This window comes from Pararhizobium arenae (assembly GCF_001931685.1).
GTDB classification, from domain to species: Bacteria; Pseudomonadota; Alphaproteobacteria; order Rhizobiales; family Rhizobiaceae; genus Pararhizobium; species Pararhizobium arenae.
The window spans coordinates 234,044-254,292 of the sequence record NZ_MOOY01000008.1 but is presented as its reverse complement, the minus strand read 5'-3'; the positions used below and the strand labels follow the sequence as shown (position 1 = coordinate 254,292).

Here is a 20,249-nt window from a genome sequence, read left to right as displayed (position 1 = left end):
CTTCTCCCGGCTGGGGAGAAGAGGACAATCAGAAACCGCTCTGGATGCGGGAGAAAATCGTATCGGTGAAGATGGAAATCTGTGCGCCGATGAAGGAGGCCGAGAGCGCGACCGTCACCAGGACGGCGAGGATCTTGGGCACGAAGGTCAGGGTCATTTCCTGAACCTGGGTCAGCGCCTGAACCAAGGCGACGACGAGACCCACCACCATGGCTGCGAGAACAGCAGGGCCCGAGGCGACGACGACCGTCCAGATCGCCGCCTGCACTATATCGAGGGCATCTGCCTCATTCATGGAGTATCACTTTATGGTGACGCCCGGTCCGACGACGAGTTCATCGCCGTTTTCGAGCACTGCTACGATTCCATCGGAATATAGCTTCACTTCCTTGACGACGCCAGACGTCTCGCCATCGGCGCTGGTAACGGTCTTGCCGATGACAGCGTTTGCTTCGCTGAGCGACGTGCGCTGCAGCAGGCTTTCCAGATTGGTGTTCGTCTTGATCGTCTGTTCCACCTGCGAGAAGGTCGCGAGCTGGGCGATCTGCTCGGAGGAACTCATCGGATCGGTCGGATCCTGGTTCTTCATCTGCGCAACGAGCAGCTTCAGGAAGCTGTCGTAGTTCAAGCTGGCATTTTCCGCATCCGCGGTCGATTCCGTCGCCGAGGTGGTCGGAACGTAGCTCGTGGATGTCGTGGTAGTGACGCCGCTTACCGCCATGGTGCAATCTCCTTGCGAATCTGTTCGATCGTTGCAGGCGCCATTTCCTGATTGTTGAGGATGCGATCCTCGATCGGATAGAGGCCACGGATCGCCTTCAGCGCGTCGAAAGCGCGACCCTGGGTAACCATTCCGTCGATACGCTTCAGCTCGGCGATGACTTCTTCGTTCTTGAAGCAGTTCAGGAGCATGACCACCGACTTGCGGAACATGTTGGTCGACTGTTCCGCGCCTTCCGGATTGATCAGGATCATCTGGGCGATGAAATAGAGCTGCTTGAGCGGCGTCGTTGCATCTTCCGGCTGGAGAACATGGTTCTCGAGAAGGAATGTGACATCATTCAGGAACTCGACAGCGACCTTGCGGTCGACGCGCAACACCGCTCCGTTTACAAAAATCCGTTCGCCCGATTTCAGCGAGATACGCAGTGTGCTTTTCATTTGAGGCCATCCCTGATGATGGTTGTGATGTCGATGATGCCCTGGAAATTGGAGGATTCACGTTTTCGGATTTTCTCCGTCTCCCCCAGGATCCAGATGGCAATGGATATGAGATTAGCGCGCAGTTCGTCGTTCAACTGGTTGTCCGAGGCACGCAAGTCCTCGATAAACCTTATCCAGACGCGCCGCGTGTAGTAGATCGCCTCAATTGCTTCCCGCGAATAACCGCTCTGCTGCTTTGCAGCGCGGAGCAGTGCGATCGAGCGATCGAGCACCTGCCGTTCGCGATCCTTGGAATCGGCAACGCCGTCTTCCATGATCTCGGCATATGAAAACTGGTACATTCCAAGACATCCTTCATGTTTGTCCCATGCCCGCTTCCCGTCAGAGGAAGTTGATCAAGCTCAGTTGCTGAAGCCTCGAGGTCAGCGTGTAAGAGGTCTCGATCTGGGTCAAAAGCGTATTCATCCGGGTCGATGCCTCGTAGGTATCGACACCTTCAAGATCCGAAATGTTTGTTTTGACGAGCTTGATCTGCGCTTCGAGCGATGTGTTCGCCTTCTCGACGCGCGATTCAGAGATGCCAAGCGCGCTGCGCTGCGCATCGATGCCCGAGATAGCCTCGCCGATGTAGCCAACGGTCTTCTGGCTGACCAGGCTGCGAACCTCGGAGGAAACGTCCGCACCGAGCAGTTCGTAAGCGATGACGTTTGCAAGCGCGAACTTACGTATGCCTTCCGAATTGGCCGTCGTGGAGCTGGGCACCACCTCGGTCGTTGAAATCCGGCTTGTCATCGTCTGGTCGGACGCACTCGACCAATCCGTTGTCCATTGCGACTGGTCGCCGGTCGCTGGATCGGTATCGAGATACATCGGCTCGAGAGTATTCTCGATAAAGTCAGTCATCTGCGCCGTCGTGAACTCGTTCATCGACGACAGCGGCGGGGCCTGCGCCGCCATGAAATTGTTCAATGCCGTATCGAACGCGGCCTTGGCCGCCGAACCCGCGGGATCATTGTAATCGGCAACCGGCTTTACGTCGGTGTTGATGCCGGAAAACAGGAACTCGCCGTTGAAGGACGTGTTGATCGCAGAGTTGAAGATAGACATCGAGTTGGTGACTTCGGTCTTGGCGATCGCGAGCTGGTCGGCGGAATCGCTGCCGCTGAGCGCAATCAGCGCTTCCATCGTCGACTGGGCGGCATCGGAAATCGAGGTCAGGGCTTCCTGGGAAGCGGAAAGGCGTTGCGTAACGACGGAGTTGGTTTCGGTCAGCGTCGTCATGCGCGCAAGCTCGCGCTGCAGGTCGAGCGATTTCGAAGCAGCGCCGCCGAGGGCGACGCCAACATCGGCGTGACGACCTGTCGTTACTTCCAGCTCCAGCTTCACGACTTCCGTCTGGCTCTGCTGGATCGTGAGCCTCATCGCATTCTGGATGGCCAGATTGGAAACGAACGACGTTTTCATGATTACCCCACAGCTTCAAGAAGGGCCGCCATCATGGCGTCCACGGTACTAACCAGTTTGGCCGATGCCTTGTAGGACTGCTCAAGGTCCAGAAGCAGGGACAGTTCCTCGTCCATGCTGACGCCGGTTTCGTTGCTAAGCGCTTCCGCAGTTCGCGAAAGCAGAGCGGTCTTGTTGTCGTTTGCAGTCGAAGCATCGCTGCGCAGCTGTTCCAGCCAGCCCACCGAGGCGGTGGCGTAGCTCGAAATCGTCGTTTGCGGATCAAGCCCCGTCGTCGCGTCGAAATCCAGATCGCCATCGAAGGCATCAATGAAACCGTCCAGAAGGTCGGAGAAGCCCGAAGCGTTGTCCGTGTTCGCGATCACGCCATTGAAGCCGCCGTCGCGGATCATCTCCGGATTATCCTTCGCCAACGGATTGACGATCAGGCTGGCAGCAAGCCCCGGCTCGACGGTACCCGCCGTCGGAACGGTCGCCGGCGGCGTGCTGGTCGTGTACGTAAAGAGGCCCGGCGCGTAGGGCACAGCCGGCGTGCCGCTCGGATCGCCTTCCTGGAAAAGCGTCACGAGGCCGCGGGCGATTTCGTCGAGCTGAGTCTGGTACTGCGGCGCAATTTCGTCGCGCAGCTGCAGGAGAGCGGCGAGCTTGCCCTCACCCGATGTGTTTCCGCCCGTACCCGCGGCGAGTGGAACACCGTCCACATAGACGCCGTTTCCGCTTGTCGAGGCATCAAAGCCGGAGGTCGGCGTGAAGGTGACCTGTCGGGCCTTGTTTTCGAAGAGAACCGTGCCGTCGGAGGTATAGATGACGGTATCGCCGCTGCCGCGCGTCACCGTAGAGATACCGACGATCTCGGAAATCTGCTTCAGGATCTTGTCGCGCTGGTCCAGCGCATCGCTCGGATCGCTGCCTGTACCGATCGCGCTCTGAACCGCAGTGTTGACGGTTTCGAAATCCGACAGCAGGCCGTTCAAGGTTGCGACGGAAGTTGCGATTTCCTTGTCGGAATCGAGCCGCATATCCTGCACGGCAGCCGACGTCTTGTTCAGCGACGTCACGAGGTCGCCGGCCGCGGAGACAACGGTCGCCGCGATCGTGCTGTTGCCGGGGGTCGATGCGTAGGTCTGCAGGGCATCGCGAAATGACGCCAGATACGTGGATGGCGCCATTTCGTAGTCGTTGCCGCCCAGCGCACTTTTCAGTGTCGTCAGGCCGGAAAGCAGCGTGCTCTGGGCAGAAGACTGCGAGATGCTCACAATATTCTGCTTCAGCAACGCTTCGTTCTGGGAGCGCTGGATCGAGAGAACCTGCGCTCCGTTGAGGCTTGTCCCCATCAGCGCCAGACGGCGTGCATAATCGGCGTTGCTCGCATTCGCGATGTTCTTCGATACGATCGCGGTCTGCTGACCTGTCGTGGTGAAGACCGATTGAGCCGAAATGAGTGCAGAGGACAGAGACATTGAATCAGCCTGTACTTAGGTTACCGCTTCAGGTTGACCAGAACGTCGAGAAGTTCCGAGCCGGTCTGGAAAACCTTGGAGTTTGCGGTGTAGCTGCGCTGGGATTCGATCATCGACGTCAGTTCCTCGGCGATATCGACGTTGGAGCTTTCCAACGCGCCGGAGATGACAGAGCCGAAGTCGCCGGAACCGGCGAAGCCCGTGACGATGACGCCCGATTCCACACCCTGCGAATAAACGTTGCCGGACTGCGGGATAAGGTTGTCAGGGCTCTGCACGTTGGCGAGCGCGATGCGGTAACGCGGATCGAGCTTGCCGTTTTCGTACTTGACGTAAACGATACCGTCGTCGTCGATCTGGAAGCCCGCGACCTTGCTCGGCGCGTTGCCATCGATCGAGCCGCCATCCGGATTGAACTTGTAGCCGAGCTGGGTGGTCTTGGTGAGATCGATCTCGATCGCGCCGAGGTCGGCGCCGGTGCCGGCAATGCCGGTCATCGCCGCAGTTGTCACCGTCGTCGGCGTTGTCGTCAACACGCCATCGGCATCGAAGGCCAGGGCCTGGGTCGCGAGGGACGTGCCGCTTTCGCGGTCAACGATTTCCAGCGACCAGTTGTTGTCCGAGGTTTTCTCGTAGTTGAAATCGAGGATTCGGGTGTTGCCCTGGCTGTCGTAAACGATCAGCGACGTCGTGGAGATATCGCCATTGGCGGCGCCGGAGGGCAGGTTGGCGCCCATCGAGCCCGTGGTGGAGCCCTTTGCGACGAGACCGTCCGAGGAGAGATTGACTTCGCTCAGACCGTCGAAGCCGTTGACGACGACCGTCGGGTCGACGCCTTCGGTGTATTCGTATCCCATCAGCGTGTAACCGGCCGAGTTGACCAGATTGCCTTCGCTATCCTGGGTAAATGCGCCGGCGCGGGTCAGGTATTCCTGGCCGTTGGCGCCGGAAACGATGAAGAAACCGCCGCCGTCGAGGGCGAGGTCGGAGGCCGAGGTGGTGTACACCTTGGCACCTTCGTCAGAGATCGAGTAACGCACCGATGTTTCGACGCCGCCCGAATTGTACGAGCCGTTGCTCGAGGGCAGGATCATCGAGGAAAATTCGGTGGAAGCGCGCTTGTAGCCGGTGGTGTTGGCGTTGGCGATGTTCTCGGCGACGGTGCTCAGGCGGTTGGCCTGTGCATTCATCCCGGAGCCGCCGGTTCTCATCATTCCGTAAAGACTCATGTCCGATCCTCGTTTTACTCGTTATCGCAAGACTAGAAGATGGGCCTTGCGTGAACCTGTCTTGAAGGTCGGACCGGATGCCGCCACATCCGGCGACGACCTTTTGGCCGTCGCCTATTCCCAGTCGATGCAGTAGCCGAGGAAACGCTTGGAATCGATCGGATCGACGCCGAGTTTCTTGCGCAGTTTCTTGCGCAACTTGCTGATGTGGCTTTCGACGACATTCTCTTCGACGTCTTCATCGAAGATGCCGTAGATCGCGTTGAAAATCTGGGTCTTGGAGACACGGCGGCCGCGGTTGGCGACCAAGTATTCCAGGATGCGACGTTCACGGCGGGGAAGTGCGAAAACTTCGCCCTGGATTTCCGGATCGCGACCATCGGAATAGACACGGATGGAACCAATGTCTGTGTAATTGGCAAGGGCCTTGAGGCGACGGCGGATGGCCGCTGCACGTGCAAGGATTTCGCGGGGATGAACCGGCTTGCGCACGACGTCATCGACGCCGCAGTCAAAGAAGGCCAGCGTTGTTTCCAGCGACGGGGTGTCGCTGATGGCGATCACCGGTGCCGTGGAGCGGTCCCGGATCGCACGGGGCAATGTCATCGCCCGTTCGCCCTGACCGATCAGGAATGCTTCGACCGCATCAATATCGGTGTCCGCGGCCGTCGCGACCCAGTCGCCAAATTCCTTGGGATCAAACCCCGTGGAGGGCACGCCCTCCCGTCCAAAAAGAGAAGTGTAACCATCTTTTACGAGCTCACGCTCATCAACCACTACGATCATTCGTCCGCCTCCGAATCAGCATCGTATTTTCGATGAGCAAGAGGTACGAATCTGGTGCCTTTTTTGGAACTATGGAAACTCACAGGCGGGAATTAATACTAGATTAACTAACCCGTGCCGATTTGATCTACATCTAGTAGGTGGATCAAAATGAGACGCTAAAAATCATGTGGAAACGTTAACAAGTGCCCAGAAATGGCCTTGCAACGAGGCTTGTGCCAAACTTGCGACACAATTCGAGTTCGCTCACGAACCGCCTCAAATGACAACTTGTAGTTGTTATTTGCAGAAAGCTGACGCATTTGGCGTCCACTTGCCATAGCCCGTTGCCACCAGATTGGCGATGACCCGGCAGACATATTTTTTCTGGGCGGGGTCATTGTTCGGGCCGGCATGATAACGTGCGACGGCCATGGTCCAGGTTTCATGCCTGGAATGGAGGTTTGCAAGGAAGCGCGCCGCATATTCCACGTTCTTTTTCGGGTCGAGCATGTCGCCCGGGGAGGCAAAATTTTCGCCGTGAAAGTGGTAATTTATCTGCATGCAACCGAGGTCGATCAGCTTTGCACCCTGTGACCGCGCATTGGAAAACCGCGCCAGCACATCGCCGGCGCTGCTTTCAAAATAGGCCTTGCCCTCGATATTCATCGCATAAGGCTGGAGCGACCCCTTGCGCCCGGTCTCCGTCAGGCCGACGGAATAGAGGATACCGGGGGGCACGTTGTACTTGGCGGCGGCCGCGATGATTTCGCTTTCGCAGACGCCGGTACTCGCCTCAGCCTCAGATATAAACGTTCCCAGAACGGCCCGCGTCAGCAGCAGATGGTTCACCAGTCGTTTCATTTGCCGTCCACCGCTCGCCTTGCGACTGTTCATTTCCGCTGTTGCCCCGCTGCTCCCGGCCCTGGGCGCCGCTGCCGCCGGCGGACGCTTCACGTCCCGCCTGCTGACCGCCGGCCTGGGGCTGCTGCTGTTGCTGCGCACCGTTGTTGCTATCCGGCGCGTTGAAGACGACGTTTACCTTGTCGACAGCGAAGCCTTGGGCACGCAGAGCCTTGACGATGTCGCCCTGGTCGTCGCGGAGCTGGCGGAAGGCGTCGCCGGTCTCCACCTTCAGATCGACCTGCAGTTCGTCGTCTTTCAGCCGCAGCGTGACCGTGACCATGCCGAGATCGATCGGGTGCATCTGGATCTTCAAGGTGTTGAGAACCTTGCCGGTCGCCTGCTGCTGCGTGGTGTTGCCTGTCGCGGAGGTCTGCTGGATCGACTGCGCCCATTCCGCATCGCCGGCAATCGCCGTCGTCACAGCCTGCGCGTTGCTGCTTGGCGCGATGCCGAGATAGCGACGGGCCTCCAGCACGGTAACGGTCTCGGCCTTAGCCGCAGGCGTACCACCGGTGTCGATCGTCGCCTTGTCGCCGTCAGCGCCGATGGAGATCGAGACCTCCTGCCCCTTGCCGTCAGCGCGGGCGAAACGGAACACCTGATCGGCCTCGACCTTGGCCTCCGCGGCAGGAACATCTGTGGTTTCAACTCCATGTGTCGCCGTATGCGTCGCCGCGTTGGTAGCCGCGCCGGCCTTCGTGGCAGCATCAGCCTCCTTCGATACGGGCTTGGCCTTGCCGGCGCGTTCGGCCAAGGCCTGGAACTCGCTCAAGGCAGAACTTGTCTGCGTCGGGGCTTCCGACTGCTCCACCTGCGCCTGGGCAGCGCCCAGCATGACCAGCAGTTGATCCACGTCCGTCGAGGCCGCAACAGCAGCTTCGGTGTTTTCGCTGTCGGCCTTTTCCTTGCCTGCGCTTGGCTTTCCGCTTGCGCTCGACTTTGTCATCTCGGCCTGGCGCTCCTTGAACAGATCGGCAAGCTTGCGCACGACGTCGGCGTCTATTGCGGGCACGTCGCCCGACGATGCTTCGGGATCGACGGGGATCTGAATCTGCTCGGCCTCGTCACCGGCAAGAGCGGCGATTGCCTCTGCCCTTGCTTTTGCCAGGTCAGAACGGGAAGCGCCTTCGCTGTTCAGCGGGATCTTTTTGTCAAGCTGGGGGGCGGGATCGGCCTGGGGCTCGGCTTCCACCTGCCGAAACTCCTCGGGCAGTTCCAACGGCGCAGGCTCACCAGTGGCCGGCTCGACGGGAAGCTGAAAATCACCGCCGTCAGTATCGGCAGCGATTGCCGTTTCCGTGTTGGAGGTCATCGCGGTGCCATTCTGGACCGGACTCTGAATGCTGATCCGGCTCTGCGTCTCCGTGCCGTCTGCGCCGAACTTATCGCGGATGGATATCTGCGGCTGCTTCTTTCCGGCGTCGGAAAAGGCCTGGTTGAAGGCATCCTTCTGGGCAGCGATCTCCGCCTGTTTGGCGCCCTTACCACCGGATTTGCCGCCGCGTAACGGAACGGTTCCCGTCAGACTGTCATCCACAAACGTCACTGTGTCACTCCCTTCAGGAGAGAATCGATCTCATCAAGCTTCGAACGGCCCGCGCTCACGAAGGAATCGAAGCCCGGGTCATCAGGTTCGCTTGCCGCGACCTGCTCATCGGGCGCCGTCTTGGAAGGCTGTTCGGCCTCGACCGGGGTCTGCGCGGCAAAAGGGCTCTCGCCGCTACCCGTCGATGGATCGTCCTCTTTTTCTGCGATTTCCGGTTCTAGTTTAGGAGCGGTCGCTTGTGTCAGGCTTTCTGCCGTGGGCCGCCGCAACACTTCGTCGGCAACGGCACGCGCCGCATCTCGAAGCGCGCGATCGCGGGGGGAAAGCTCCGCATCGGGGATCGCACTGATGTTTTCGACAGCCTTCAGAATGCCATCGGAAGGGACATCGACAAGACCGGAATAAAGGCTGGCAAGCGCCTTGGGCTGGGCATCGGCCTCACCTAACGACAATGCTTCTGCCCGTTCCGTGGACAGCCGGGTCAGACCCGCCATACCGCCGATGGCAGCACGGCGCGCGATCCGCAGATAAACCTCGCGCTGTCGCGGCGCATCCATGAAGGACAGGATTTCCTGCAGTTTGCTTTCCGTCTCGTCATTATAGTTATCGACCGCAAGCTCGACGAAGACATCGGCGAACTGGCTCGCATAGGGCGAGGTCAAGAAGCGGCGAGCATAGGACAGCGAATAGGAAAAACCCTTGTCTATCACCTTCTGGCGCGTGGCAATGACCAGAGACCGACGAAGTGCTGCCTCCTCGATATTCGTGCCCGGTGCGACCAGACGTGCCCAGTCGTAATATTTGAGCGAGGTCTTCGGGTCCTGCTGCGCGGTGGCATTGCCCAAGATGAGATAGAGATACGGCCCGATCCTGGCATTCCTGTATTCCGGAATGGCCTTGCTCAACTGTTCGACGACCAGACCTCCCTTGCCGCCGAGATAATGGACCAGCGCATCGGTGATGCGCGTATCGAAGTTGCCGCTGATGTCGCGCGACACGAGATAGGACAATGTCGCGGGATTGCCGCCGCTCATCGCATAGATCAACGCGGCATCGACGTTGCGCGGATCATCGAACACCTTGACGTCGGCCTCGCGCAGCCGCTTGTCAATGGCGCCCAGCATGAAGCGCTGCATCTCGGCAGCCTTGTGATCCCCCAGAACAATGGAATCCTGGATATGCTGCAGGGAGCGCAGCATCTTGTAGGGCGGCAGGTTCTCGCCATCCTCGCCATGGGCGAGCCCGACCGGCAGCATGCCGCCCACGCAGGCACATAACAAAAATGCGCGAAAAGCCTTCAACATGACGTTCAGCCCTGATCCGTTTGCAGAAGAATTTCGATACGGCGGTTCTGCGGCGCGTTCGGATCGTTGGGAACTTGCAGGCGCTTATCGGCGAAACCGCTGATCTGGCTCACGCGCTTTTCGTCGAGCCCGCCCCGAACCAGCATGTAATAGGCGCTCTGCGCGCGCGCCGACGACAGGCGCCAGTTGTCATAGTTGCCGCTCTTGAAGGGACGACCGTCCGTATGGCCGCGAATGGCGACGGCGCCCTTGCTGCGTTCCGAGAGAAGCTTGCCGATCTTTTCCATGGCAGCCACCATCGTCCCTTCGGGAACGGCCGAGCCGAGACCGAACATCGGCGCATCCGACTGCTCGCTGATCGTCACGAGCAGCCCCCCTTCCGTCGGCGTTACCAGCAGGCCCTCGGCGAGCTTGCCGGCCGCGCCACCGATCTCCTTCTGGATTTCGGCTTTCAGTTCTTCGGCGGACTTTTCGTCGGACTTCAGTTCAGCCGTCTTTTGCGGGGCCTCCCCTTCCTCCGGTGCCTTTCCGTTCATCGCCAACTCGGTCTTGCCATCATCATTCCTGACGCCGGCATCCTGACCGTTGCCCGGCATGTCCTCGGCGCTCAGACCACCCTTCTCGGCGTTCTTCAGCTCGACCTGCTTGGTCCAGAAATCCGGATCGAAGGGATCACGATAGGCCTCACCGCCATCGGCCCCGGTTGCCGGGCCAGAATCGGCGGCGCCACCGTCGCCCTTGGTGCTGATGTTTGCCTGGAGGCCGCTATCCTGCGCGATCTCGGAGAGAACCGAATACGGGTTCTCGAAGAAATCGGCATCCGAATACTTGGTTTCCTCACCGGAGGTAGCGGCCTGGTCTTCGCCGTTCTTGGCCGAGCCGCCGGTCTTGTCCTGATCGCCATCGACCTTGGATTTCGCCTGATCGTTCTCGCCCTTGGCGTCCTTGGCCGGCTGTTTCACACCCTTTTCGGACGGTTTCGAATCGGTGAGCTGAACCGGGTTGAAATAAGATGCCAGGGCCGCCTTCGTCTTCGGGTTTGCGGCATTGATAAGCCACATGACGAGGAAGAACGCCATCATCGCCGTCATGAAGTCGGCATAGGCGATCTTCCATGCGCCACCGTGATGGCCATGTTCGTGATTGCCATGACGCTTGATGATGATGATTTCGTTCTTGCCGTGGTGATGGCTCTCGTTGTCGCTCATGCAAGCACCTTCCGGACGGTGTCCGCCCACGCCGCCATTCTCGTCACCAGAATGGAATCGCCGAATTCGACCGAGAGATCGATGTCGGCCGTTTCGATATGTCTGAATGTCAGGGTTTCGTCATCGAGATGCGTCTTCAGCGCCTCGAACAGATCCTTCGTGCCCTTGACCGTGATTTTGCAGGCTTCGCCGTGTGCTATCGTCTGGCGCACGAGGCGACCGAGATCGGCGACGGCCTTTTCCACCAGCGCGCCCTCGATGACCGGTGCCAGCGCCCGCGCGACCTGATCGCCGAAGATATCGGCCAGCTGCGAGCCCATGTCGGAGAAGCGATCGAAGATCATCGCCGCGACTTCGTTTTCGCAGCGCGTCTTTAAGGCTTCCATCTCCGTCGCATGCCGCTCTTCAAGGGCAACCATGGCGGCGGTATGGGTTGCTTCCAGTTCCTTCTCCGCCTGATGCCGGCCTTCCTCGAAAGCGGCGCGGCGTTCTGCCTCGATATCGATCTGCGGCTGCGCAGGCGGCGCCGGCGGGCTGATCGCCACGACGCCCTTTGTCGGCATGACATCGTCAAGCTCGGGGAAATATTTCGGAGGGATCATCGCCATTTCCATTTTCGGGGCGCTGAAATCCTTGAGGTATCGGGAGAGAGATGCGGTCATGGGCGGCCTCCGGCGAGGCAATCCCGCAGCGATCCGGCAAACGGATGCGCGGGGTCGATCGTTCGAGACGGCAAATGGCCTTCAAGCCGGATAAGATACGACCGTGACACTGCGGCGATGTCTCCTTGAGGACCCCTGGCGGCTGGCCGCCCGTCTGGTCCGCACATTTTCAATCCGTGCCGGTTGAGGCACACGCGGCAGCGAAAGCTTCATCTTGCGCTGACAGCCGGCATGCAATGGCTGCGGGAGGAGACTATCGGGTCAAACTTGCGCGAAAATGTAGGGTGTTGGACCGCACCTGGGCAATCGATGCGGTCCAACCGATCCACCAACGCCGATGACCGGCGGCGAAGGCGGAATGCGTGACGGGCGCTTGAGAACAGTGCCCGGGAGGCGGCGTGTCCGGCTGTTACCGGCCCGCGCGCCGCGCTGCGTCTTACTGCTGGAAGAGACGCAGGATGTTTTCGGAATTGGTGTTGGCGATCGACAGGGACTGCACGCCAAGCTGCTGCTGGGTCTGGAGCGCCTTGAGCCGGGTCGATTCCTCGTTCATGTCGGCATCGACCAGACGGCCCACGCCCTTGTCGATGACGTCCATGAGATTGGCGACGAAATCTTCCTGCATGTCGATGCGGCTGGTGATCGCGCCGAGCGTCGCTGCCGAATCGGTCAGCGTGCTGAGGATGGCATCGACCGCGCTGATCATGCCGTCGATATCGTCGTCGGTGGTGTCGGTGCCCAGTTCGATCAGCTTGGAATCCGTCGGCGCCGTGCTGCCGTCGACGTAGATCAGATGATAGGTCGCGTCCGCAGTCGTCGGCACGGCCGGGTCGGTGATCGTATCCGGCTGCACGACTTCGATGCCCCTGGTCAGCTGACCGCGGGCGGTATCTTCGACGTCGATGAGGATGGAGGTCGAGGTGTCGTAATCGAGGGTCGATACCGAGACATTGCCGCTGGTCGAGCGGTTGAACGATGCCACGATGGACTTGGTGCCGACAGCGTCGGTGCTTTCGTTGTAGAGCCAGTTCTCACCCGAGAAGGAGGCCGATTCGGCGGCCGAGGCGAGCTGTGCCTTCAGCTCGGCCAGTTCCTTGTTGATCTTGGTCTTGTCGACGCCCGGTTCGCGCGCTGCGACGAGCTTGGCCTTGATCTCGGAAACCAGATCGATGGAGGCGCTCATAGCGGAATAGGATGTATCGACCTTCGCGGCGCCCAGTCCGAGGGCATCCTGCACGGTCGAAAGAGCTGCGTTGTCGGAGCGCATCGTCGTCGCGATGGACCAGTAAGCCGCGTTGTCGGCAGCGGTCTCGACGCGATAACCCGACGAAATGCGGGCCTGCACTTCTTCCATATTGTTGTTGATGGAACGCAAAGTATGGAGCGCGGCCATGGCGGCCGTGTTGGTCATGATGCTGGTCATTGGTCATTGCCCTGGTTCGTTTGGGGGAGCATTCCGGAAAAAGACCGGCAGCGACAGAACCAGCATCATGCAAACTGCCCAAATTCGCCCAAGGGACAGTCTATCGCTCTTAAGGAACACTTAACGATGCTATGGTTAACAAACAGTTAAACACGTTAGCAAGTCGGTAATCTCCATAAACGAAAATAAATATGTCCTGCCAAAAGCTTAACGCGAACCAGCGTCGAACTGCACGTTTCGAGGGCTTAAAAAAATTAAGGCCGCACCTCGGAAAGGTGCGGCCTCATGGAGAGCGACACGATTAGCGCGTGTCGCCGGATGTCCGGTCCCTGTCCGATTAACGGAAGAGCGACAGGATGTTTTCCGAGTTGGAGTTGGCGATCGACAGCGCCTGGATGCCGAGCTGCTGCTGGGTCTGCAGAGCCTTGAGGCGGGTCGATTCTTCGTTCATGTCGGCATCGACGAGGCGGCCAACGCCCTTTTCGATAACGTCCATGAGGTCGGCCATGAAGTCGTCCTGCATCGAGATGCGGGTGTTGGTGGCGCCGAGCGTTGCGGCAGCATCGGTCAACGAGGTCAGCATCGCGTCAACGGCGCTGATCATGCCTTCGATGTTGTCGTCAGCCGTGTCCGAAGCCAGTTCGATCAGGTCGCCCGTGTGGGTCGCGCCATCGACTTCGATCAGGTAGTAGGTCGCATCGGCAGTCGTGGTGGTGTCCGGCTGAACAACTTCAACGCCCTTGGTCAGCTGGCCGAGGTCAACGTCGTTGGTGTCGATCAGAACCGAGGTGGAAGCATCGAAGCTCAGAACGCCGACAGCGACAGTGCCGTCTGCAGCGCGGGTGAACGAACCGACCATCTCGCGGGTGCCGAGAGCGTCGGTGCTTTCGTTGTAGAGCCAGTTTTCGCCCGAGAACGAAGCCGACTGGGCAACCGAGCTCAGCTGGTTCTTCAGTTCGGTCAGTTCCTTGTTGATCTTTTCCTTGTCAACGCCCGGTTCGCGAGCAGCGACCAGCTTTGCCTTGATTTCGGAAATGATCTCGATCGAGTTTTCCAGGCCGGTGTAAGCCGTGTCGGTCTTGGCAGCGCCGAGGCCGAGTGCGTCCTGAACCGTCGAGAGCGCCTTGTTGTCCGACTTCATGGTCGTTGCGATCGACCAGTAAGCTGCGTTGTCAGCGGCGGTTTCGACACGCAGACCGGAGGAGACGCGGCCTTGGGTGGTTTCCATGCCGTCATTGATCGAACGCAGCGTGGAAAGTGCCGCCATGGCGGCGGAATTGGTAAGAATGCTCGTCATCGTAAACTGCCCCTTTTGAACAGATAAAATTGGAGGGCACTCCGGTCGTTACCGGGAAACAGCGGCCAGCTTCATGCCTGCTAACACGTTAAATTTCGTGGTTAACCCGCTGTTTCGATGGGCATAGAAAACACCAACATGGTTAAAGAAAACCTAAATGAAGAAAGTAATTTTTGAGGATGGAAACAAAAAAGCCGCATCTCTTGCGAGACGCGGCTTCTTGTGGAGGAACACAGGCTGGTCGTTGGGGGGATGACCGGCCTGCGCCTTCGGTTCTATTAACGGAACAGCGACAGGATGTTCTGGCTGTCCGAGTTTGCGATCGAGAGCGCCTGGATACCGAGCTGCTGCTGGGTCTGGAGCGCCTTGAGGCGGGTCGACTCTTCGTTCATGTCGGCGTCGACGAGACGGCCTACGCCCTTGTCGATAACGTCCATCAGGTCGGCCATGAAGTCGTCCTGCATCGACAGGCGCGAGTTGGTCGCACCGAGCGTTGCAGCAGCGTCCGTCAGGTTGGTCAGCATGGAGTCAACCGCGCTGATCATGCCTTCGATGTCGTCGTCTTCCGAGGTGGAGGACAGTTCGATCAGGTCGCCCGTGTGGGTCGCGCCGTCAACTTCGACCAGGTAGTAGGTCGCGTCAGCGGTCGTCGTGCCATCCGGCTGAACGACTTCGATGCCCTTGGTCAGCTGGCCGAGGTCAACGTCGTTGGTGTCGATCAGAACCGAGTTTGCAGCGTCGTAGTTGATGACGCCAACCGAAACGGTGCCGTCTGCGCCACGGGTGAACGAGCCAACCATTTCCTTCGTGCCGAGAGCGTCGGTCGAAGCATTGTAGAGCCAGTTTTCGCCCGAGAACGAAGCCGACTGAGCAACCGAGCTCAGCTGGTTCTTCAGTTCGGTCAGTTCCTTGTTGATCTTTTCCTTGTCAACGCCCGGTTCGCGAGCGGCGACCAGCTTTGCCTTGATTTCGGAAACGATTTCGATCGAATTTTCAAGGCCGGTGTAGGCCGTGTCGGTCTTGGCAGAAGCGAGGCCGAGTGCGTCCTGAACCGTGGAGAGGGCCTTGTTGTCCGACTTCATGGTCGTCGAGATCGACCAGTAGGCAGCATTGTCAGCAGCCGAACCAACGCGGAGGCCGGAAGAGATGCGGCTCTGGGTGGTCTCCATGTCGGAGCTGATGGAGCGCAGGGTGGACAGCGCGGCCATCGCGGAAGAGTTCGTCAGAATGCTTGTCATTAGAATTGTCCCTCTGGGTACAGAATACGAGTTTTAGGGGGACATACCGGACTGAATACTTACCGGTGATGGCGGTTCGGCATCATGCCACTCGGCTCCCTGTTTTCTCCAGGCAGGCCAAACCCGTCATGTAGGGTGAATATCGCAGCCAAACATTGCGATTTGTTTAAATCGCGCCGACTTGTTAGGCGGCTCTAATATTTTAGGAAGGAAATCAAACAGGATCTGAAATTTTAAATATCTCTATTTTTCAGATATTTACGTTAAATGAGCACATCAGTGAATTCGACTTCATTGACGGTTCATTAACCATACATCCCGATCAGCTAAAAGATCGGACCAGGCTGCCCACCAGGAGGTTCCAGCCGTCGATCAACACGAAGAAGAGAATTTTGAACGGCAGCGAAATGGAGGTGGGCGGCAGCATCATCATGCCCATGGCCATGGTAATCGTCGCAACCACGAGGTCGATCACCAGGAACGGCAGCATGATCAGGAAGCCGATTTCGAAGCCCCGGCGTATCTCCGAAATCATGAAAGCCGGAATGACCGCGCGCAAATCCACCTGCCCGTCGACGACGAGATTCTGACCCTTTTCCTGGGCCATGTCGATAAACAGCTGCAGATCCTTGTCGCGCGTGTTGGCGAGCATGAAATCCCGGAACGGATCGGAGATGCGCGTCAGCGCCTCCTGTTCGGTGATCTGGTTCTGCAGGAGCGGATCGACACCATTCTGCCAGGCGCGGTCGAATGTCGGCGCCATCACGTAGAACGTCATGAACAGCGCAAGGCTGACCATGATCATGTTGGATGGCGTGGTCGCAAGGCCCATACCGGTGCGCAGGATCGCAAAGGCGATGACGAAGCGCGGGAAGCTCGTGACCATGATCAGGATGCCGGGCGCGATCGACAGGATCGTGATCAGCCCGAACGTGCGGATGATCCAGGATGCCACGGAGCCTTCGATAGGCGTGTTCAGGAGATCGCTCGGAAACCCTTGAGCTCCGGCAATTCCCGACATCGCCACCATGGCGGCTATGAATGCGGCAGTCCGGATCAGTGGTCGAATCATTGGATCACGAAAGTCCTGAAGATGACATTCGTTACGCGCCCTTCGGAGCGTAGGTCAACCCGTTCTTCGATGTCATCCTTCAGATATTGAAACCCGCGCGGTCCCTGGATCTGCTGAAGGGATACAGTTCTGAGATAAGCAGAGATATCCTGATGTATCTGCTCAGCCATCGGAGCATCCGGCGGACCGTTGAACAGCAGCGCCAGTTCCAGCCTGATCCAGTTTTCTGTCGGATAGGCAAGATTGGTGGTAATCGGTTCAAGCTGGAGAACGCCATTGGCTTCGGTGGCCGCCCGTGGCAGGCCCTCGTCCTTCTTGGATTCGTGACCGCCGGAGGCCTCGGCGGCGTCGGTGGCCGCCTTTTTCTCTGCTGCCGTCTTGCGTACCTCTTCGAGAGCCTTTGCCTCTTCGACGGTGATCGGCTTCGGGGCAAGCATGCCACCCAGCATCCAACCGCCGCCGGCCCCCAGCAGCGTCACAACGCCGATCGCGGCGATGGTCAGGATCATCGAGGGCTTCTTCGGCGCCGGCGCGGCTGCGTCAAGCTCTTCCATAGTGTTCATCCGGATAAGTGGATCAGGCCGGGGCGATTCCCGGCCATCGTCCAGTGGTGGATCAGATCGGCGAAATCAGGTCCATGACCTGCTGGCCATAGGGTGGCTGCTGGATTTCCGTCAGGCGGCCGCGACCGCCGTAGGAGATGCGTGCTTCGGCGATCTTCTCGTAGGAGATCTTGTTGTCGGCATCGACATCCTTGGGCCGAACGATACCGGCCACGTTCAGGATGCGCATCTCGTGATTGACGCGGACTTCCTGCGAACCGCTGATCAGCAGGTTGCCGTTTTCCAGCACGCCGGTCACGACAGCCGCGACCTGCAGCACGAGCTTTTCGGAACGCTCCGTCGAGCCATCGCCCTTGGAAGACGTGTTGGAGCCGTAATCGAGCCCGCCACTCCAACCGAAGCCCGGACTGGTCTGAGACTTGCCATTGGCGCCGATATTGAAACCGCTGTCGTTTTCGCGGCTGCGTTCCGTCTTGTTGTCGAACGATGCCTTGTCGTTGATCTGGATATCGACGGTCAGGATGTCACCGACATTGAGCGCACGCGCATCCTTGAACAAAGCAGCCTGGTTGTCGCTCCACAGCGAGTAGCCGCTCGCCATCGCGCGCGGCTCCTTCGGATACATCGCCATCTGGGGCGTCTGCGCATATTGCAGGCCGCTGCCGATGGGGCTCATAGACGGGGCGCGACCAATTTCGTTGACGGTCTGCTGGCAACCGGCCAGCAGGCCTGCAACCGCGATCAAAGCCGGAAAGCGGATATTCATGACGGCTCCTTGGATGTATTGGGATCGCTGGCGCTGGAAATGATATTGGCGAGGGTGGCAGCCTTTTCGCTGTCCATTTCGCTCAGGATAAGGCTCGACTGCCGCGCGGGCAGACGCATGACGATAGCGGCGGCGATTTCGGGATGGATCAGCTCAAGCTGACCGGCCGCGGCGTCCGCCTTCATGTTCTTGTAGATGTCGGTGAGGCCGAGTTCGGCCTGCTTCAGGAAATCGTCGCGACGCTTCAGCCAGTCCTGATATTCGGCCTTGCGCTTCTCAAGCTCGGCAATCCGCTCGTCGATGTTGCTCTGAAGCTCTTCAAGATCCTTCTTCTGCAAAACATAGCGCTGATCGCGGGCTGCATCGGCAATATTGGTGCAGAACTGCTGGATTTCATCGCCATTGGCCGGAACCGCGACCGCGGGGGCTGCGACTTCCTGGGCGAAGGCGCCGGGAATGGCGAGCATCACGCAACCGGCGGCGAGAATGGAGAAGCGGCGGGCGCGGCCCGTGGCTGTCGGGAAAATATGTGCAATCATTGCAACACGAGCTCCGCCTGGAGGGCACCCGCAGTCTTGATGCCCTGGAGAATGGAAATGATACCGTCCGGCTTGACGCCGATGCTGTTGAGGCCGGCGACGAGGGTACGCAGGTTCGAACCGTTGAGGATGGCAACCGTGCCGCCGTCCTGCGAAGCCTCGATCGTCGTGTTCGGCTCGATTGCGGTTTCGCCGCGTGAGAACGGTTCCGGCTGCACCACCGTCGGGGTCTCCGTGACCTGAACCGTAAGCGTGCCGTAGCTGACCGCGACTTCGGATATGCGCACGTCTTGGCCGATGACAATCGTGCCGGTGCGTTCGTTGACGACGACGCGGGCCGGAACATCGGTCTCGATCACGAGATTTTCGATGTCGGCCATCAGGCGCGAAAGATCGGCCGTCTTCGGCTTGTCGATCACCACCGTCTGGCTGTCGCGCGCCTCCGCGATCCGGCCGCCGAACTGTTCCTTGGAATAACGGTTGATGGCCTCGGCCATGCCGACGGCCGTCGAAAAATCGGGGTTGCGCAGCTGCATCACCAGATTGAAGCCGTCCTTGAACTTGGACGGCAGTTCGCGCTCGATGATCGCGCCGTTCGGCACGCGGCCGGCGGTGGTGATGCCCTGGTTGAGCGTCGCGGCATCGCCCTGTGCGCTGAAGCCCGTGACGACCACCGAGCCCTGCGCAACCGCATAGATCTGCCCGTCTGCGCCTGAGAGCGATGTCATGACCAGCGTGCCGCCGCGCAGCGACGTCGCATCGCCGAGCGAGCCGATGGTCACATCCATGCGGCTGCCCGGGCTCGCAAAGGCGGGAAGATTGGCCGTGACCAGAACGGCTGCGATATTCTTCGAACGGGATTCACCGCCCTGCGTGGAAATGCCGAGATTTTGCAGCATCGCACGCAACGACTGTTCGGTGAAAGGCGAGGACCGCAGGCTGTCACCCGTGCCCTGAAGACCGACGACGAGACCGTAGCCGATCAGCTGGTTTTCGCGACCGGATTGCAGCGACGCCACGTCCTTGATGCGCGATGCCGCCTCCACGGGCGAAACCGCGATCGAGCAGACGGCAGCCAGTGCGACCAGCCATTTGCCAAGAAGAGTTCTCATTTTGCCACCACCTGGATTGTGCCGTCCTGCATGACTGTGCCCTGCACGATCACGCCGCTATCGGTGTTGCGCACGCGGATGAGATCGCCGATGGCGGCGTTCTCCAGCGGCGCACCGCCCGCGGTGATCGTCAGGGGACCGTTCGTGTAGACGATGCGGACAGCCTTGCCGCGCTCGACGACGTAAGGATCGCGAAGGCCGGAAACGAGGATGACGCGCCCCGCAAGCAAGGTGCGGTTGGTAATCTTGCCGGTCACCTCGTCGATACGATGGGCGTAGTCGCCGGTCAGGTTCGGGTTGGTGACCTCGACCTCTTCGAGACGGCTCGCATCGATGATGTCGCCGGGATAGATCGTTTCCTTGGGAATGACCGCGGTCAGCTTTTCCGCCGCGGCGAACTGGCCCGGCAAAAGCCCGGCACAGAACGCGACAACGCCTGCTAGCGCGCGCAGGCGTATCGCGCGCACCACCACGACAGTCGACTTCGAGACTTGATCCATCCGGCGAAACATCATGTCTGCCTTCCTTCTC

At 59.4% G+C, this 20,249-nt stretch carries 22 protein-coding genes; all 22 read right to left on the bottom strand.

Annotated elements, in window-relative coordinates:
• Positions 1 to 28: 28 nt before the first annotated feature.
• Positions 29 to 295, bottom strand: coding sequence for a flagellar biosynthesis protein FliQ (fliQ, locus tag BLX89_RS18945; protein ID WP_075292506.1), 267 nt, complete (start codon positions 293 to 295; stop codon positions 29 to 31).
• Between the two features lie 6 nt (positions 296 to 301).
• Positions 302 to 721: a flagellar hook assembly protein FlgD gene (gene flgD / locus BLX89_RS18940; RefSeq protein ID WP_075292505.1), complete on the bottom strand. Its 420-nt coding sequence runs from the start codon at positions 719 to 721 to the stop codon at positions 302 to 304.
• On the bottom strand, positions 712 to 1,161 hold the full coding sequence (flbT, locus tag BLX89_RS18935; protein WP_075292504.1) for a flagellar biosynthesis repressor FlbT: 450 nt from the start codon (positions 1,159 to 1,161) through the stop codon (positions 712 to 714). The genes flgD and flbT overlap by 10 nt, the downstream gene beginning before the upstream one ends.
• Positions 1,158 to 1,505 carry a flagellar biosynthesis regulator FlaF gene (gene flaF, locus BLX89_RS18930; protein ID WP_075292503.1) on the bottom strand — a complete coding sequence of 116 codons (348 nt, stop codon included), beginning with the start codon at positions 1,503 to 1,505 and terminating at the stop codon, positions 1,158 to 1,160. Before flaF ends, flbT begins: the two co-directional genes overlap by 4 nt.
• A 40-nt stretch (positions 1,506 to 1,545) precedes the next feature.
• Entirely contained in the window at positions 1,546 to 2,628 is a 1,083-nt protein-coding gene (locus BLX89_RS18925; protein ID WP_075292502.1) for a flagellar hook-associated family protein, read from the bottom strand.
• Between the two features lie 2 nt (positions 2,629 to 2,630).
• Positions 2,631 to 4,088 carry a flagellar hook-associated protein FlgK gene (flgK, locus tag BLX89_RS18920; protein WP_075292501.1) on the bottom strand — a complete coding sequence of 486 codons (1,458 nt, stop codon included), beginning with the start codon at positions 4,086 to 4,088 and terminating at the stop codon, positions 2,631 to 2,633.
• A 20-nt stretch (positions 4,089 to 4,108) separates the two neighbouring features.
• Entirely contained in the window at positions 4,109 to 5,317 is a 1,209-nt protein-coding gene (locus BLX89_RS18915; protein WP_075292500.1) for a flagellar hook protein FlgE, read from the bottom strand.
• Positions 5,318 to 5,431: 114 nt separating this feature from the next.
• The gene (gene rem, locus BLX89_RS18910) at positions 5,432 to 6,103 is read right to left on the bottom strand and encodes a transcriptional activator Rem (RefSeq protein ID WP_075292499.1); all 672 of its coding nucleotides are present in this window, start codon (positions 6,101 to 6,103) and stop codon (positions 5,432 to 5,434) included.
• Between the two features lie 279 nt (positions 6,104 to 6,382).
• The gene (locus BLX89_RS18905) at positions 6,383 to 6,934 is read right to left on the bottom strand and encodes a transglycosylase SLT domain-containing protein (RefSeq protein WP_075292498.1); all 552 of its coding nucleotides are present in this window, start codon (positions 6,932 to 6,934) and stop codon (positions 6,383 to 6,385) included.
• A complete protein-coding gene (fliK, locus tag BLX89_RS18900) occupies positions 6,885 to 8,534 on the bottom strand; it encodes a flagellar hook-length control protein FliK (protein ID WP_075292497.1) in 1,650 nt (549 codons plus the stop codon). Before fliK ends, BLX89_RS18905 begins: the two co-directional genes overlap by 50 nt.
• A complete protein-coding gene (gene motC, locus BLX89_RS18895; protein WP_075292496.1) occupies positions 8,531 to 9,838 on the bottom strand; it encodes a chemotaxis protein MotC in 1,308 nt (435 codons plus the stop codon). Before motC ends, fliK begins: the two co-directional genes overlap by 4 nt.
• Positions 9,839 to 9,843: 5 nt before the next feature.
• Positions 9,844 to 11,046, bottom strand: coding sequence for a flagellar motor protein MotB (locus BLX89_RS18890; protein WP_075292495.1), 1,203 nt, complete (start codon positions 11,044 to 11,046; stop codon positions 9,844 to 9,846).
• Entirely contained in the window at positions 11,043 to 11,708 is a 666-nt protein-coding gene (locus tag BLX89_RS18885) for a hypothetical protein (RefSeq protein ID WP_075292494.1), read from the bottom strand. The genes BLX89_RS18890 and BLX89_RS18885 overlap by 4 nt, the downstream gene beginning before the upstream one ends.
• Before the next feature lie 436 nt (positions 11,709 to 12,144).
• Positions 12,145 to 13,131, bottom strand: a complete 987-nt coding sequence (locus BLX89_RS18880) for a flagellin N-terminal helical domain-containing protein (protein WP_075292493.1) — start codon at positions 13,129 to 13,131, stop codon at positions 12,145 to 12,147.
• Positions 13,132 to 13,468: 337 nt separating this feature from the next.
• Positions 13,469 to 14,428 (bottom strand): flagellin N-terminal helical domain-containing protein, encoded by a 960-nt coding sequence (locus tag BLX89_RS18875; protein ID WP_075292492.1) that lies wholly within the window; start codon positions 14,426 to 14,428, stop codon positions 13,469 to 13,471.
• 278 nt (positions 14,429 to 14,706) lie between these two features.
• Positions 14,707 to 15,666, bottom strand: coding sequence for a flagellin N-terminal helical domain-containing protein (locus BLX89_RS18870; protein ID WP_075292491.1), 960 nt, complete (start codon positions 15,664 to 15,666; stop codon positions 14,707 to 14,709).
• Positions 15,667 to 15,988: 322 nt separating this feature from the next.
• Positions 15,989 to 16,738 (bottom strand): flagellar type III secretion system pore protein FliP, encoded by a 750-nt coding sequence (fliP, locus tag BLX89_RS18865; RefSeq protein ID WP_198935171.1) that lies wholly within the window; start codon positions 16,736 to 16,738, stop codon positions 15,989 to 15,991.
• Positions 16,735 to 17,292 (bottom strand): flagellar basal body-associated FliL family protein, encoded by a 558-nt coding sequence (locus BLX89_RS18860; RefSeq protein WP_075292490.1) that lies wholly within the window; start codon positions 17,290 to 17,292, stop codon positions 16,735 to 16,737. The genes fliP and BLX89_RS18860 overlap by 4 nt, the downstream gene beginning before the upstream one ends.
• A gap of 61 nt (positions 17,293 to 17,353) precedes the next feature.
• Complete coding sequence (flgH, locus tag BLX89_RS18855; protein WP_075292489.1) at positions 17,354 to 18,067, bottom strand: flagellar basal body L-ring protein FlgH; 714 nt, start codon at positions 18,065 to 18,067, stop codon at positions 17,354 to 17,356.
• Positions 18,064 to 18,606: a MotE family protein gene (locus tag BLX89_RS18850; RefSeq protein ID WP_075292488.1), complete on the bottom strand. Its 543-nt coding sequence runs from the start codon at positions 18,604 to 18,606 to the stop codon at positions 18,064 to 18,066. The genes flgH and BLX89_RS18850 overlap by 4 nt, the downstream gene beginning before the upstream one ends.
• Positions 18,603 to 19,718 carry a flagellar basal body P-ring protein FlgI gene (locus BLX89_RS18845; RefSeq protein WP_075292487.1) on the bottom strand — a complete coding sequence of 372 codons (1,116 nt, stop codon included), beginning with the start codon at positions 19,716 to 19,718 and terminating at the stop codon, positions 18,603 to 18,605. Before BLX89_RS18845 ends, BLX89_RS18850 begins: the two co-directional genes overlap by 4 nt.
• A complete protein-coding gene (gene flgA / locus BLX89_RS18840; protein WP_075292486.1) occupies positions 19,715 to 20,233 on the bottom strand; it encodes a flagellar basal body P-ring formation chaperone FlgA in 519 nt (172 codons plus the stop codon). Before flgA ends, BLX89_RS18845 begins: the two co-directional genes overlap by 4 nt.
• Between the last annotated feature and the right edge of the window lie 16 nt (positions 20,234 to 20,249).

Coding starts and splice junctions, on each gene's coding strand:
- fliQ (WP_075292506.1), bottom strand. CDS start 295: ATGAATGAGGCAGATGCCCTCGATATAGTGCAGGCGGCGATCTGGACG.
- flgD (WP_075292505.1), bottom strand. CDS start 721: ATGGCGGTAAGCGGCGTCACTACCACGACATCCACGAGCTACGTTCCG.
- flbT (WP_075292504.1), bottom strand. CDS start 1,161: ATGAAAAGCACACTGCGTATCTCGCTGAAATCGGGCGAACGGATTTTT.
- flaF (WP_075292503.1), bottom strand. CDS start 1,505: ATGTACCAGTTTTCATATGCCGAGATCATGGAAGACGGCGTTGCCGAT.
- BLX89_RS18925 (WP_075292502.1), bottom strand. CDS start 2,628: ATGAAAACGTCGTTCGTTTCCAATCTGGCCATCCAGAATGCGATGAGG.
- flgK (WP_075292501.1), bottom strand. CDS start 4,088: ATGTCTCTGTCCTCTGCACTCATTTCGGCTCAATCGGTCTTCACCACG.
- BLX89_RS18915 (WP_075292500.1), bottom strand. CDS start 5,317: ATGAGTCTTTACGGAATGATGAGAACCGGCGGCTCCGGGATGAATGCA.
- rem (WP_075292499.1), bottom strand. CDS start 6,103: ATGATCGTAGTGGTTGATGAGCGTGAGCTCGTAAAAGATGGTTACACT.
- motC (WP_075292496.1), bottom strand. CDS start 9,838: ATGTTGAAGGCTTTTCGCGCATTTTTGTTATGTGCCTGCGTGGGCGGC.
- BLX89_RS18890 (WP_075292495.1), bottom strand. CDS start 11,046: ATGAGCGACAACGAGAGCCATCACCACGGCAAGAACGAAATCATCATC.
- BLX89_RS18885 (WP_075292494.1), bottom strand. CDS start 11,708: ATGACCGCATCTCTCTCCCGATACCTCAAGGATTTCAGCGCCCCGAAA.
- BLX89_RS18880 (WP_075292493.1), bottom strand. CDS start 13,131: ATGACCAGCATCATGACCAACACGGCCGCCATGGCCGCGCTCCATACT.
- BLX89_RS18875 (WP_075292492.1), bottom strand. CDS start 14,428: ATGACGAGCATTCTTACCAATTCCGCCGCCATGGCGGCACTTTCCACG.
- BLX89_RS18870 (WP_075292491.1), bottom strand. CDS start 15,666: ATGACAAGCATTCTGACGAACTCTTCCGCGATGGCCGCGCTGTCCACC.
- fliP (WP_198935171.1), bottom strand. CDS start 16,738: ATGATTCGACCACTGATCCGGACTGCCGCATTCATAGCCGCCATGGTG.
- BLX89_RS18860 (WP_075292490.1), bottom strand. CDS start 17,292: ATGGAAGAGCTTGACGCAGCCGCGCCGGCGCCGAAGAAGCCCTCGATG.
- flgH (WP_075292489.1), bottom strand. CDS start 18,067: ATGAATATCCGCTTTCCGGCTTTGATCGCGGTTGCAGGCCTGCTGGCC.
- BLX89_RS18850 (WP_075292488.1), bottom strand. CDS start 18,606: ATGATTGCACATATTTTCCCGACAGCCACGGGCCGCGCCCGCCGCTTC.
- BLX89_RS18845 (WP_075292487.1), bottom strand. CDS start 19,718: ATGAGAACTCTTCTTGGCAAATGGCTGGTCGCACTGGCTGCCGTCTGC.
- flgA (WP_075292486.1), bottom strand. CDS start 20,233: ATGATGTTTCGCCGGATGGATCAAGTCTCGAAGTCGACTGTCGTGGTG.